A 13,088-nucleotide genomic window follows, 5' to 3' on the forward strand; every position below is an offset into this window, starting at 1 on the left:
AGTTTACGCGGTCGGCCGCAGTTGTCCGCGCGAGGAGTCGGTCACACGGGGAGCAGGTCCGCGATGGCGCGGCCGAGTTGAGTGGCGTTCCGGCACTCGAACATCTCGATGATCTCCGCGTACTCGACGGCCGCGGAGTCGCCGGTCCCCCAGTTCGCCCTGGCCTCCGGGTTGAGCCAGTACGCATGGCGGGCACGCTCGGTGAGCTCGGCCAGCGCGCGCAGGCGCGGGTCGTGATAGTTGTTGCGGGCGTCGCCGAGGATCAGCAACGCCCCGCGGTGGGTCAATGATTCGCCGTACTCGTCGACGAATCCTTTGAGCATGTTGCCGTAGTCGGAATGTCCGTCGCGGGTGCTGATCCGTGCCGTGGTGATCATCCGGTGCATGTTCGTCCCGAAGTCCTCGTCGTCGGCGCCGGTGTCGAAGAAGTCGGTCACCTCGTCCACGGTGTCCACGAAAGCGAACGCGCGAACCTTCGAGAACTGTTGCCGCAGAGCGTATACGAGCCGCAACGTGAATTGCGAGAAGCCGGCGACCGAGCCGGACACGTCGCAGATGATGGTCAGTTCCGGACGGCCGGGCCTCGGTCTGCGGTGGCTGAGTTCGATGGGCACCCCGCCGGTCGACATGGACGCCCGCAGGGTCTTTCGCACATCCACGGCCCCGCGATGCGCACGGCGGCGCCGGATCTCGAGCTTCGAGGCCAGCAACCGGGCCAAGGGCTGGATGGTACGTCGGATCTCGGCGAGGTCTTTCGCGCCGGCGGACAGGAAGTTGATGTTCTCCGGCAGCTGCGGGATCGCGTAGTCGGCGACACGGTCCCGGCCCTTCGCGCCGGCCATACGACGTTGGGTCTCCGCCTCGATCGCGGCCCGGAGATCGGCCGAGCGCGCCCGGGCGGCGCGGCGGTACATCGGCTCGGTTCCCGGCCGGTCGCCGAGCCCGCCCTCATCGTCGCCACCCCCGGCCATGGCTGCGGCGATCTTGGCGATCAACGTCTGCGGGTTCACTTGGGACAGAGCCTGATACGCCGAGAACGCCTCACCGCGAGTGGATTCGTAGCGCCCGAGCTGATCGACGATGAGGGAGACCATCTGTGCGAGTCGGCCGTCGGCGTCGGCGGTTTCGTCGGCCAGCAGGTCGGCGATCATGTCCCGCACGGCGTCGACGTCGATCTCCCCGTCGGGTGTGCGCGGCAACTCGGTCGCGGTGGTCCGCGCCCCGGTCCCCAGTGGGAACCACAGGTCGAAGACGGTGTCGAAGACCTTGCGATGCATGTGATCGCTGATCAGGGTGGTGGCCAGACCTTCCCGCAGACTGCGCCGATCGATGAGGTCGAGCACCTCCACGGCCTGAGCGGCATCGATGAGCGACGACGGTCCGACGACGATTCCGCGGGCACGCAATTCGTCGACGAACCCGGTCAGATGCGCGATCAGCGGCACCTCGTCGGCATCGGGCGCGGTGGACATCAGCCCAACTTGAGTTCTTTGAGCGCCGTCTTCAGGTCTGGGCGATGCTTGAGGACCACACCGAGCGTGCGGGCGATGAGCCCGTCGTCGAGCTTGCCGGATGTGTCGCCGCCCGATTCTCCGGCGCCCAACGCGAGCAACGTGTTTGCCCAGTCGATGGTCTCGGCGACCGACGGCTTCTTACGGATGTCGAGCGTTCGCAGCACCCCGATCACCCGGACCAGTTCGGCGGCGAGGGCATCGGACAGTCCCGGCACCCGCGACGCGAGGATCTCGCGTTCGCGCGCGGCGTCGGGGAAGTCGATGTAGAGGTACAGACAGCGACGCTTCAGCGCCTCGGACAGGTCGCGAGTCGCGTTCGACGTCAGCAGCACCACCGGTCGTCGGGCGGCGGCGACCGTCCCCATCTCCGGGATGGTGACGGCGAAGTCGCTGAGTACCTCGAGCAGCAACCCCTCCATGTCGACGTCGGCCTTGTCCACCTCGTCGATGAGCAAGACCGTCGGCTCGGATCGGGAGATCGCCTTGAGCAATGGTCGCGGCAACAGGAACTCGTCGGAGAAGATGTCGGTCTTCGCCTCGTCCCAGTCGCGGTTTCCGGTGGCCTGGATGTGCAGGATCTGCTTGGCGTGGTTCCACTCGTAGAGTGCGCGCGCCTCGTCGATCCCCTCGTAGCACTGCAACCGGATCAGCTCGGCATCGGTCGCCTGCGAGATCGCACGTGCCAGTTCGGTTTTGCCCACACCTGCGGGGCCTTCGACGAGCAACGGCTTGCCCAGCCGATCGGCGAGGTAGGTCGACGTGGCCGTGGCGTCGTCGGCGAGATAGCCGGTGGCTCGCAGGCGCGAGACCACATCGGCGACATCGGAAAAGGACGGAACGGTCGTCGGCCCGCCGCCCGCGGCGGTCGTCGCGTCAGCCATCACGCCGGCCGGATGTGGCCGTCGCCCCAGACGATCCACTTGGTCGAGGTGAGTTCGGGAAGCCCCATCGGTCCACGGGCGTGCAGCTTCTGCGTGGAGATGCCGATCTCGGCACCGAAGCCGAACTGCTCGCCGTCGGTGAAGGCAGTCGACGCATTGACCATCACGGCGGCCGCGTCGACCCGGGACGTGAACTCCCGCGCTGCGGCGAGATCGGTCGTGACGATCGCCTCGGTGTGGCCGGTTCCGTACATGTCGATGTGAGCGACGGCGGCGTCGAGGTCGTCGACGACCTTCATCGCGATGTCCATCGACAGATACTCCTCGGCCCAATCCTGTTCGGTGGCCGGCTCCATGTCGGGTTCGTCGCCGTGGATGACGACGCCCTGCGATCGCAGCGCCTGGCTGATCTTCCCCATCGCATCGGCGGCGACCGCCTTGTCGATGAGCACGGTCTCGGCGGTGTTGCACACGCTGGGACGACGGGTCTTGGAGTTGAGGATGATGCGGGTCGCGACGTCGATGTCGGCGAGCGCATGCACGTAGACGTGGCAGTTGCCGGTGCCGGTCTCGATGGTCGGCACCGTCGCATTGGCCACCACGGCATTGATCAGGCCGGCACCACCGCGCGGGATCACCACGTCCACGAGGCCACGAGCCCGGATCAGGGCCGTGACACTGGAACGGTCCTCGCTGGGCAGCAGGGCCACCGCGTCGGCGTTGATGTTCTTCTCGCGCAGCACGTCACGCAGGATGCGGACCAGCTCGGCGTTGGAGTCGGCGGCCGACGACGATCCGCGGAGCAGGACGGCATTGCCCGACTTGAACGCGATGCCGAAAGCGTCGACGGTCACATTCGGCCGGGCTTCGTACACCATGCCGACAACGCCGAGCGGAACACGCACCTGCCGCAGCTCGAGTCCGTTCGGCAGCGTCTTGCCTGCCACGACGACACCGATCGGATCCGGCAGGACGGCCACCTGACGCAGCCCGTCGGCGATACCGGTCACCCGATCGGGGGTGAGGCGCAGCCGGTCGATCAGGTTGGCCTCCGTGCCGTCTGCCTCGGCCCGCGCGATGTCGGTGGCATTGGCCGCGAGCACGGACTCGCTGTTCGCCTCGATGGCCTCCGCGGCCGCGAGCAGCAGCTCGTTCTTCGCGGCGGTCGTCAGACCGCCGAGCGCGCGAGACGCGACCTTGGCAGCCTTGGCCAGACCCGTGACGACCTGTTCGACGTCGGTCGCCACCACGGCCGGTTCGGCGGTGGGTGCACTCATGAAATCCTCGACTTCGCCTGCGAAATTATGTCGTCCACCAGAGTAGCGGGGCGGCAGGCACCACCCCAACGCCGCCTGTTGCCCGGGTCACCACGGCCTGATACACTCGAACATGAGTTCGATAACCGATCTGATGAGCTCACCGGGGGGAACCATGGACTCGACCGACGATCTGCGATCACTCGTCGTGAAGCTTGCCGACCTGCCCTGCGGCACGTCGGAATCCGATTCGATGCAGCGCTTGACGATCCTCGAAGAGGTCAAATCCGCGTGCGCGGCAGCACAGGTCCGCGAGACCGCCCGTGTCGAGGAACTGCGGGCCACCGATGAAGAGATGCGCAACGTGCCCCTCCGACGGCGCGGTCGCGGGCTGTCCGCCGAGATCGGCATCGCGCGCAAGGTGTCGCCCCGTCGCGGCGGCCAGTTCCGTGGCTTCGCGCGGGCGCTCGCCCACGAGATGCCCCACACTCATGCGGCCCTCACCTCCGGACGGCTCACCGAATGGCGCGCGACGATCCTGGTCCGCGAGACCGCCTACCTCACACGCGAGACCCGGACCGAGATCGACCGCCGGATGTGCGCGAGCCCGTCGACGCTCGAGGGTGTGAGCGACAAGGAACTCGACGCATCCGTCAAGAAGCTCGCCTACGAGCTCGATCCGCACGCCGTGGTGGCCCGCTCGTCCGCGGCGACGAAAGATCGCCGGGTCGGCGTGCGGCCGGCACCGGATCTGATGACGAAACTGTCGGCGCTGCTGCCCCTGACCCAAGGTGTCGCGGTCTATGCCTCTCTCAAGGCGCACGCCGACTCGATTCTCGGCGCCGACGACCGGACGCATGCACAGATCATGGCCGACACACTGGTCGAACGGGTGACCGGTCAGGCGAACGCCGCGGCGGTTCCGGTCGCTGTCGATGTCGTGATCCCGGAGCGCACTCTGCTCACCGACAGTGACGAGGCGGCCGAGATACCCGGATTCGGGCCGATTCCCGGTCACCTGGCCCGGCGGATGATCGCGGACGGAACCGCAGACGACGCGGAGACCGTCTCGACCATCCGACGTCTGTATGCGCGGCCGCGCGATGGGACCCTCGTGTCGATGGACGCCCGATCGCGCGGCTTTCCCAAGGCACTGGCACATTTCGTCGCGAGACGCGATCGGCGATGTCGGACGCCGTACTGTGGCGGAACGGTCGCCGAGATCGATCATGCACGGCCACATCGACACGGTGGACCGACATCCGCCTCCAACGGGGACGGTTTGTGCCGTGCACACAATCTGGCGAAGGAGGCCGGCGGCTGGCGCTTCACCGTGATCAAGGCGGCTGGAGGCCACACCGTCGAGATCAGTACGCCCACCGGCGGTGTCCTCATCTCCGCCGCTCCCCCGGCCGTCGGATTTCGAGCACCGACGGTCAGCATTGTCGAGACCCGATTGCATGCGCTGGTGAACGCCGCGTAGTTCCGCCGTTCAACACCGGCCCAACACTCGCGACAGAACGTCGCGCGACGCGGCGTCGAGGTCGAGATTATAGGCGGCCGTCACCGCCACGAATTGGATCGCGTACTGGCAGTGGAACGCCCGGTTGGGCGGCATCCATTGTGCCGGGCCCTGATCGGACTTCGTCAGGTTCGATGCCGCATCGACGGCCACGAGATTCGCGGGATCATTGGCGAGGTTCATGCGGGTCGTCGGTGGCCACGACCATGCACCCATGTCCCACGCGTACGAGAGTGGAACGATGTGATCGATCTGGACTGCGCCTGCGCGACGATCCCTGCGGAAGACGAGGAAGTCGCCGGTGTACGGACTACGGAACTCGCCGGAGATCACCGCCCGGGGGCACGACGCGATCGCCGCCCGGCGCGTGTCAGTGAGGTCACGGCCGAGCACATCGTTTCTCGTGTCACACCCGTTGCCACCGCCCGCCACCGCGACGGCGTCGGTCCACGGGGAACCGAACGCCTCGCGCCGATAGTCCGATCTCGATGGTCGTTGTGCGACAACGGAGATACGCGAGAGGAGTGCAGTGGCGCGGTGAGCCTGGGCGGTCAGCGCCGGGTTCGACGGCTCAGGGCCCGACGACACCGTGCCGACCGCCACGACGACCGCGGTGCCCACGCACCCCATCAGGATCAGCCACCACCGCCACGGCCACTGCGGTGCAGCTCGATTCATTGCGGACACTCGTTGTCCGGGATCGGCCATAGCGTCGTCGGTGACCGTCGATCTGGCCGCACCGCCTCAACCGAAGGAAGACCCGTGAACCTCGTCTCGATCCGCATCATCACCGACTCACTGCCGCGTCTCGTGGAGTTCTACGAGCACGTCACCGCTTCCTCGGCGCGGTGGGCGACCACCGAATTCGCCGAGATCCTCACCCCTTCCGGAACCCTCGCGCTGGCAAGCGAACGGACGGTGGCGATGTTCGCCGACGGCTGTGCCGTCCCGAGGGCCAATCGGTCGGTGATCATCGAGTTCCGGGTCGGCGATGTCGATGCCGAGTATCAGCGGTTGGCGGGGAGACTCGACGAGGTCGTCCAGGAACCGACGACGATGCCGTGGGGTAACCGCTCGCTGCTTTTCCGCGATCCCGACGGCAATCTGATCAATCTGTTCACCCCGGTCACCGCGGATGCCCTGGATCGACAGACGATCTGACCCGCCGCAGAGGTCACGACTTGTCCAGGTATTTGACCTTGTTGGGTACCAGGATCGCGTCGACGAGGTCGGCGAGGGGACGATGCTCGGCCAGCGGCAGATCCGCGACCACGATCTCCTCGGCGAACTCGCGTGCGTCCGCGATGACGTCGGCATCGTCCAGCAGGGACAGGAACCGCAGCGATGAGGTGCCGCCGGACTGCAGCGATCCGAGGACATCACCCTCCCTCCGCTGCTCCAGATCGACCCGAGCGAGTTCGAATCCATCATTGGACGCTTCGACCGCCCGCAACCGTTCCATCGCCTGCGAAATCGGCGGCGCCGAACTCATCAGCAGGCACAATCCGGGATGTTGACCACGGCCTACGCGACCACGCAGCTGGTGTAGCTGGCTCACCCCGAATCGTTCGGCGTCGACGATCACCATCATCGTGGCGTTCGGGACGTCGACACCGACCTCGATCACCGTCGTCGACACCACCAGGTCGATCTCGCCGCGACCGAACGCGTCCATCACGGCGTTCTTGTCGTCGGCGGGGAGCCGCCCGTGCAGCATCTCGATCCGGAATCCACCGAGGGGTCCCGCAAGCAGCTCTGCGTACTGATCGAGCACCGATGTGCTCTTCTGCGCCGGCCCCTCGTTCGCACTCGCACGTTTCGACTTCTTGTCGTCGGGGTCATCGCCGATCCGGGAGCAGACCACGTAGACCTGTCGACCGGCGCCGATCTCCTCCGCAGCACGCGCCCACACACGATCGACCCAGGCTGCGTTGCCCATCGGCACCACCGAGGTGCTGATCGGCTGTCGGCCGCGGGGCAGCTCGGTGAGGACCGACGTCTCCAGGTCACCGAACACGGTCATCGCGACGGTCCGTGGAATCGGTGTCGCCGTCATGACCAGGAAGTGCGGCATGAGGCCGTCTTTTCCTCGGGCCCGCAGTACATCTCGTTGCTCGACACCGAATCGGTGCTGTTCGTCGACGACGACCATGCCGAGGTCGAAGAAGGTCACGTTCTCCTCGAGGAGCGCGTGGGTGCCGATCACGATGCCCGCGGTACCGGTGACGACATCGAGAAGGGTCTGCCGCTTTCCGGCGGTCTTCATCGACCCCGTCAGCAGCACCACCTTCGTGGCGCCCTCGGCCGCGGACAGTTCACCCGCCTCGGACAGATCTCCCAGCATCGTCCGCATCGTCCGATAGTGCTGCGCGGCAAGCACTTCAGTAGGCGCGAGGATCGCGCACTGATGCCCGTTGTCGACCACGCGCAACATGGCCAGAAGGCTGACCAGGGTCTTACCGGACCCCACCTCACCCTGGAGAAGTCGGCTCATCGGCACGTCGCGGCCGAGTTCGTCCGCGATCTCGGCGACCACCGCCTGCTGTCCGTCGGTCAGGGTGAACGGCAGACGCGCCATCAGCCGGTCCTCCAGCCCACCGTCGACATGCGGGCAGATCGGCGCGTGCTCGGTTCGGCCCGCCACCCGCCGCTGGGCGAGGACGGTCTGGATGGCCAGCGCCTCGTCGAACTTCAGCCGGGCTCGCGCCGTGTCGATGTCGTCTTCGGTGTCCGGCAGGTGGATGCGGTGCAATGCGTCGTCGGTGGAGATCAGCTCGCGAGCGGAGCGTTGCTCGGGCGTCAGTGCGTCCGGGATCACCTCGTCGGCGGCGTCGAGGGCAGCCAGTACCCGGCGTACGGCACCCCAGATGTTCCAGGTCTGGATCTCCTTGGTGGACGGGTAGATCGGAACGATCGGGCGGTCCAGCCCCGCCTCGTCGACCCCGCCGGTGATCTCCGCCTCCACCGAGTACATCTCCGTCAGCATCGCCGATCCGACGACGCGGTCGACCTCGGGGTCGCCGTCGGGGAGCACCGCCCATTCCGGATGCGACAGCTGCACCTTGCCCTGAAAGGTCTTGACCTTCCCGGCCATCATGACGCGCGCGCCCGGCTTGAGGCGTTGCTGGATGAACCTGGCGTTGAAGAAGTTGGCCTCGTAGGAGTGGTTGCCGTCGGTCACGGTCACCTTGAGGAACTGACCGTGGCGCTTGCGCATCTGGATCATCCGTGCCGCGGTGATCCGGCCGACGATCGTCGCCCACTCGTCATCGACAGGTAGCTCGTCGTTGGACAGCTGACCTTGCCGGACATAGCGCCGCGGCGCATAGCGCAGCAGTTCGCCCACCGTCGCGACTCCGATGGATTCCAGCCGTGCGACGAGTTTCGGGTCGAGGACCACGTCGAGGCCGTCCGCCATCCGGAGCACTACTCGACTCCCACCTGCAGCAGCTGATCGGATTGGCCGGTCCGATACATCGCGAGCTCGACGCCGGCATAACTGCGACGCATCTGCTGACTCAGGGCCTCGAGCGCGGCGTCGTCGACGCCGGCCCCGGCCATCACGGTCACCAGTTCGCCACCGGTGGCCAGCATCAGGTCGACCAGTGCGGTGGCCGCGCCGGTCTGGTCCGGCGCGATGACCAGGACGTCGGAACCGATCAGCCCCAGTACGTCGCCGACCTCGCAGGTACCGGCCAGCGTCATGATCCGACTCGGGGCACGCACCAGCGATCCCCACCTGGTGCCGGCCGCGGCTTCGGCCATCGCATAGGTGTCCGGGTCCGGCGCCTCGCCCGGATCATGGACGGCCAGCGCCGAAAGACATTGCACCATCGACGATGTCGGCAGAAACACCACCGACCGCTGGGTCGAACGCGTGGCGGCGGTGACCGAGACGAGGTCCTGCGCGGACAGTTTGCCGTTCGCCATCACGACGACATGGGCGCTGTCGGTGGCACGGATCGCCTCGGTCAACGCCTCCGGCGTCAGCCCGTCGTCGGCGGACAGGACCGCGGCGCCGGCCTCGGCGAACAACTCTGCCGCACCGGCACCGGTCACCACGGCGACCACGGCACGTTTGTTCCGGGGTGGCGGTTCGGTGGTGTCGACCTGGGCGCGGATCGCGTCGAGCGCGAAACAACTGATCCGGATGTCGGAGAGCGGTCCGCGCACCACGCCTGCCTCGACCGCCTTGCCCGGATCGCTGGTGTGGACGTGAACCGAGAACCGTTCGCCGCCGGCGGAGCTGTCACCGACGATCACCACCGAGTCCCCGATCTCGTTCAACGTCTCGCGCAGCGATCCGATCTGCTCCCCCGCCGCACCGTCCAGCAGATACATGACCTCGAAGTCCATGTCGCTGCCACCCGAGCAGGTGTCGTTCTCCTGGTGCCCCGGCCGCCCGCCGCCGATGAGAATGCCCCGGTAGCGGCGACGTCGTTGGGCGACCCCGGTCAGCACCGCCACCATCGCATCGGCGAGGGCGAGGAACCCCCGACCACCCGCGTCGACCACGCCGGCGTCGGCGAGTTCCGGCAGCTGTTCCGGAGTTCGTTCGAGCGCCTCCGCACAGTCGTCGGCGACCGCCCTGGCCAGGTCCCCGGCGGACTCGGTGACGTGGGCGGCAGCCGTCTCCGCGGCAATTCGGATGACGGTGAGCACGGTGCCCTCACGTGGCTCACTCACCGCGCGGACCGCGGCCAGCGACCCCAGCCGCAGGCCCGCCGCCCACAGCTGATTGAACGTCATGTGCGATTCGTCGGACATCAGCTCCGCCGCGTCCGATATACCGACCAACAGTTGCGACAGGATGATGCCGGAGTTGCCACGCGCCTGGGCCACCGCGCCATCGGCCATCGTCCGCGCGACCGTCCCGACGCCCGCGTCGTCCGGAAGGGTGTCGATCGCATCCATCGCGGCCTGCATGGTGAACAACATGTTGCTGCCCGTGTCGGAGTCGGGGATCGGGAAGACGTTCAGGTCGTTGATCTCGCCGCGCAGACTCTCGAGCCCGTCGACGGCGGCATGCGCCCAGTCCCGCAGGAGCTGCGGGTTCATCATCTTGATGAGACCGCCGTCGAACGCCGACTCCATGAAACCCCTCTACCGTGGACAATGGCGCAGGCCGGCGAAACCCTGAGCAGGCCGGCGCAGGCTGATCGCCAGTTGCGTTCGAGGTTACCCGGGCCATCGGACGGCACCGAGCCGACCGCCGCACGCCCACGAGAACGCCATGCTCTGTGGACCGATTTGGTCGGTCAGGACCGGTCCGGCTATTCTTGCAGGGTTGCCTTGCAGCTGTGCCCGTCGGTGCATCGTCACCGATCGCGGAACTGCGGGCAGAACACGACCACTTTCATCAACACAAGGGAGTTCGACGATGGCTGCCGTTTGCGATATCTGCGGCAAGGGACCGGGCTTCGGCAAGTCGGTTTCGCACTCGCACCGGCGCACGAACCGCCGGTGGAACCCGAACATTCAGTCGGTGCGCGTCGAGGTCGCGCCGGGGAACCGCAAGCGCAAGAACGTGTGCACCTCCTGCCTGAAGGCCGGTAAGACCGCGCGCGTCTGATCGTCGACGCGGCAGTTGCCGCTCACTGATCGACCGATCCTCACACGGAGCCCGATCTCCCGGACCGAGCAATCGCTCGCCCCGGGAGATCGGGTCTTTGTGCGTTCCGGCTAGAGTCTGCAGACCATGACCGCACAGCCTGACACCGAGCCGACCACAGCCCTCGTCACCGAGGACGGCGGCGTCCTGACGATCGCCGTCTCCACCGCCGCCGCGGGCACCTCGCTCGCGGATGACGCACTGACCGAGGGCGCGGCCGCGCTGCGCGAGGTCGCGCGTGGCGAGCGCCAGGTGGGAGCGATCCTTCTCGTGGGCCACGGCGCCAACTTCTGCGCCGGCGGAAACGTCCGGGCCTTCGCCTCGGCCGACCATCGCCCGACCTATCTGCGCGGTCTCGCCGACAACTTCCACGCGTTCGTCACGGCCCTCCACGAAGCCGATCGGCCGGTCGTCGCTGCGGTGAAGGGCTGGGCCGCCGGCGCCGGAATGAGCATCGTCCTGCACGCCGACGTCGCGATCGGCGGCACGTCGACCAAGATGCGTCCGGCGTACCGGGGCATCGGTCTCTCGCCGGACGGCGGGATGACCTGGACGCTTCCTCGCGTCGTCGGTGCCGCACGCGCACGGCACATCATCCTCACCGACCAGGTCATCGGCGCCGAGCAGGCCCTCGCCTTGGGCATTCTGGCCGATGTCGTCGACGACGGTGAGGTCGAGTCCGCGGCTCGGTCGGCCGCCGAGAAGATCGCCTCGGGCCCGTGGCAGTCCGACGCGGCGACACGCTCGTTGCTGTCGCAGTCGGCGACCGTCTCACTGAGCGAGCAACTCCGTGCGGAGGCCCAATCGATCTCCGTACTCTCCGCGTCACCTGAGGGCATCGAGGGTGTCGACGCGTTCGTCGGCAAGCGCAAGCCGGACTTCGGGTCTGTTCGCCGATAGCCGGCGCCACCCTTCGTGACGGCCCTCCGCAAGCTCCGGGCCTCCTCAGGGACCGGAAGATGACTCCGCCGACCAAACCCTCCACACACGCGAACACCCCCACGGCCCCTGAGGAGAGAGCTTGCGAGCGTCACGAAGGGCCCAGGTCCGCCCTGGCTAGCCGGGCAGACGCCAGTCGACCGGGTCGCCGCCGAGTTCCTCGAGGGCCTCGTTGGCCCGGCTGAACGGTCGCGAGCCGAAGAATCCGCGACTGGCCGACAGCGGGGACGGATGGGCGGACTCGATCACCGGGACCTCCGGCAACCACTGCTTGAGTCCACCGGCGTCGCGACCCCACAGGATGGCGACGAGGGGCTCCGAATCGCGGGCGACGAGAGCCTTGATCGCGCATTCGGTGACCTGCTCCCAGCCCTTTCCTCGATGCGACGCCGGTTCACCGGGCGACACGGTGAGAACCCTGTTGAGCAGCAGGACACCGGAGTTGGCCCATGGGGTGAGGTCGCCGTTGGCGGGCATCGGGAAACCCAGGTCGTCGCAGTACTCGCGGTAGATGTTCGCCAGCGATCGAGGGATCGGTGAGACCTCCGGAGCCACCGAGAAACTCAGACCCACCGCGTGCCCGGGGGTGGGGTACGGGTCCTGGCCGACAATCAGCACGCGGACGTCGTCGAACGGGTGGGTGAACGCGCGCAGGACATTCTTGCCGGCCGGGAGGTAACCGCGGCCGGCGGCGTTCTCCTCGCGCAGGAACTGCCCCATCGAGGCGATGACCGGCTCGACCGGCGCCAGCGCCTGCGCCCAACCCGGATCGATCAGGTCCGCCACCGGTTTCGGTGACGGCGCCGCGCCGGCGTCCGGTGTGCTCACCCGATCCTCCGCAGCGCTTCTCGGAAGTACTTTCCGTTCTGGAAGTACATCTCGACGTTGAGGTCCACATGTCCTTCCGGGACCTCGTAGCCTTCGCGGACCTTGGCCGGCACCCCGAGCGCCATCCGACGTTCCGGCACGGTGAACTTGAACGGCACAACCGCGCCCGCGCCGACGATCGCGCCGGTGCCGATCGTCGACCCGTTGAGCACCACCGACCCGGATGCGATCAGACAGTGATCCCCGATCGTCGCGCCTTCGATGTGCGCGTTGTGACCGACGACGCATTCCTCCCCGATCACCGTGGCATCGATCGGGGTGCAATGGATGATCGTCCCGTCCTGGATGTTGGTCCGACGACCGATGGAGATCGTGCCGGAGTCCCCACGCAGGACTGCACCCGGCCACACCGAGACCCCGTCGGCGAGTGTCACATCGCCGATAACCGTGGCATCCGGGTGAATGTAGACGTCGTCACCGATCTTGGGTTCGCGGTCGCCGAGCGCATAGATAGCCATGCACCGAATCTAGGGCATG

Annotated in this window: 12 protein-coding genes; 4 read left to right on the forward strand and 8 right to left on the reverse strand. The window is 67.3% G+C overall.

Going from position 1 to position 13,088, the window contains the following annotated elements:
• Window positions 1-41 precede the first annotated feature (41 nt).
• Genes ACVT6V_RS22360 through ACVT6V_RS22370 form a run of 3 tightly spaced genes read right to left on the reverse strand, consistent with a single transcriptional unit; the run spans window position 42 to window position 3,672 of the window.
• Window positions 42-1,472 carry a vWA domain-containing protein gene (locus ACVT6V_RS22360; protein WP_489896290.1) on the reverse strand — a complete coding sequence of 477 codons (1,431 nt, stop codon included), beginning with the start codon at window positions 1,470-1,472 and terminating at the stop codon, window positions 42-44.
• Window positions 1,472-2,395 (reverse strand): AAA family ATPase, encoded by a 924-nt coding sequence (locus ACVT6V_RS22365; RefSeq protein ID WP_489896291.1) that lies wholly within the window; start codon window positions 2,393-2,395, stop codon window positions 1,472-1,474. The genes ACVT6V_RS22360 and ACVT6V_RS22365 overlap by 1 nt, the downstream gene beginning before the upstream one ends.
• A complete protein-coding gene (locus tag ACVT6V_RS22370; protein WP_489896292.1) occupies window positions 2,395-3,672 on the reverse strand; it encodes a glutamate-5-semialdehyde dehydrogenase in 1,278 nt (425 codons plus the stop codon). Before ACVT6V_RS22370 ends, ACVT6V_RS22365 begins: the two co-directional genes overlap by 1 nt.
• 112 nt (window positions 3,673-3,784) lie before the next feature.
• Between ACVT6V_RS22370 and ACVT6V_RS22375 the strand changes: the two genes are divergently transcribed.
• A complete protein-coding gene (locus ACVT6V_RS22375; RefSeq protein WP_489896293.1) occupies window positions 3,785-5,134 on the forward strand; it encodes an HNH endonuclease in 1,350 nt (449 codons plus the stop codon).
• A gap of 9 nt (window positions 5,135-5,143) precedes the next feature.
• Here ACVT6V_RS22375 and ACVT6V_RS22380 read toward each other — a convergent pair whose 3' ends face one another.
• Complete coding sequence (locus ACVT6V_RS22380) at window positions 5,144-5,851, reverse strand: HNH endonuclease family protein (protein ID WP_489896294.1); 708 nt, start codon at window positions 5,849-5,851, stop codon at window positions 5,144-5,146.
• 84 nt (window positions 5,852-5,935) lie between these two features.
• Here ACVT6V_RS22380 and ACVT6V_RS22385 point away from each other — a divergent pair, with 84 nt between their 5' ends.
• Window positions 5,936-6,334, forward strand: a complete 399-nt coding sequence (locus ACVT6V_RS22385) for a VOC family protein (protein ID WP_489896295.1) — start codon at window positions 5,936-5,938, stop codon at window positions 6,332-6,334.
• Between the two features lie 13 nt (window positions 6,335-6,347).
• On the opposite strand, the gene recG is transcribed toward ACVT6V_RS22385, so the two are convergent.
• A complete protein-coding gene (gene recG, locus ACVT6V_RS22390; RefSeq protein ID WP_489896296.1) occupies window positions 6,348-8,591 on the reverse strand; it encodes an ATP-dependent DNA helicase RecG in 2,244 nt (747 codons plus the stop codon).
• An 8-nt stretch (window positions 8,592-8,599) separates the two neighbouring features.
• On the reverse strand, window positions 8,600-10,267 hold the full coding sequence (locus ACVT6V_RS22395) for a DAK2 domain-containing protein (RefSeq protein ID WP_489896297.1): 1,668 nt from the start codon (window positions 10,265-10,267) through the stop codon (window positions 8,600-8,602).
• Between the two features lie 286 nt (window positions 10,268-10,553).
• Between ACVT6V_RS22395 and rpmB the strand changes: the two genes are divergently transcribed.
• Both rpmB and ACVT6V_RS22405 read left to right on the forward strand, forming a co-directional pair.
• Window positions 10,554-10,745 (forward strand): 50S ribosomal protein L28, encoded by a 192-nt coding sequence (rpmB, locus tag ACVT6V_RS22400; protein WP_124706538.1) that lies wholly within the window; start codon window positions 10,554-10,556, stop codon window positions 10,743-10,745.
• 126 nt (window positions 10,746-10,871) lie between these two features.
• On the forward strand, window positions 10,872-11,684 hold the full coding sequence (locus ACVT6V_RS22405; RefSeq protein WP_489896298.1) for an enoyl-CoA hydratase/isomerase family protein: 813 nt from the start codon (window positions 10,872-10,874) through the stop codon (window positions 11,682-11,684).
• Window positions 11,685-11,840: 156 nt separating this feature from the next.
• Here the strand turns inward: ACVT6V_RS22405 and ACVT6V_RS22410 are convergent, their stop codons facing one another.
• Window positions 11,841-12,551: a uracil-DNA glycosylase gene (locus ACVT6V_RS22410; RefSeq protein ID WP_489896299.1), complete on the reverse strand. Its 711-nt coding sequence runs from the start codon at window positions 12,549-12,551 to the stop codon at window positions 11,841-11,843.
• Entirely contained in the window at window positions 12,548-13,069 is a 522-nt protein-coding gene (locus tag ACVT6V_RS22415; RefSeq protein WP_489896300.1) for a gamma carbonic anhydrase family protein, read from the reverse strand. The genes ACVT6V_RS22410 and ACVT6V_RS22415 overlap by 4 nt, the downstream gene beginning before the upstream one ends.
• Window positions 13,070-13,088 lie beyond the last annotated feature (19 nt).

The sequence above is a fragment of the Gordonia sp. LMA167 genome (assembly GCF_058130025.1).

Bases quoted from the DNA above. Each gene is read 5' to 3' on its own strand.
- rpmB (WP_124706538.1), top strand. From the start codon at position 10,554: ATGGCTGCCGTTTGCGATATCTGCGGCAAGGGACCGGGCTTCGGCAAG.
- ACVT6V_RS22370 (WP_489896292.1), bottom strand. From the start codon at position 3,672: ATGAGTGCACCCACCGCCGAACCGGCCGTGGTGGCGACCGACGTCGAA.
- ACVT6V_RS22365 (WP_489896291.1), bottom strand. From the start codon at position 2,395: ATGGCTGACGCGACGACCGCCGCGGGCGGCGGGCCGACGACCGTTCCG.
- ACVT6V_RS22415 (WP_489896300.1), bottom strand. From the start codon at position 13,069: ATGGCTATCTATGCGCTCGGCGACCGCGAACCCAAGATCGGTGACGAC.
- ACVT6V_RS22395 (WP_489896297.1), bottom strand. From the start codon at position 10,267: ATGGAGTCGGCGTTCGACGGCGGTCTCATCAAGATGATGAACCCGCAG.
- ACVT6V_RS22360 (WP_489896290.1), bottom strand. From the start codon at position 1,472: ATGTCCACCGCGCCCGATGCCGACGAGGTGCCGCTGATCGCGCATCTG.
- ACVT6V_RS22405 (WP_489896298.1), top strand. From the start codon at position 10,872: ATGACCGCACAGCCTGACACCGAGCCGACCACAGCCCTCGTCACCGAG.
- recG (WP_489896296.1), bottom strand. From the start codon at position 8,591: ATGGCGGACGGCCTCGACGTGGTCCTCGACCCGAAACTCGTCGCACGG.
- ACVT6V_RS22380 (WP_489896294.1), bottom strand. From the start codon at position 5,851: ATGAATCGAGCTGCACCGCAGTGGCCGTGGCGGTGGTGGCTGATCCTG.
- ACVT6V_RS22375 (WP_489896293.1), top strand. From the start codon at position 3,785: ATGAGTTCGATAACCGATCTGATGAGCTCACCGGGGGGAACCATGGAC.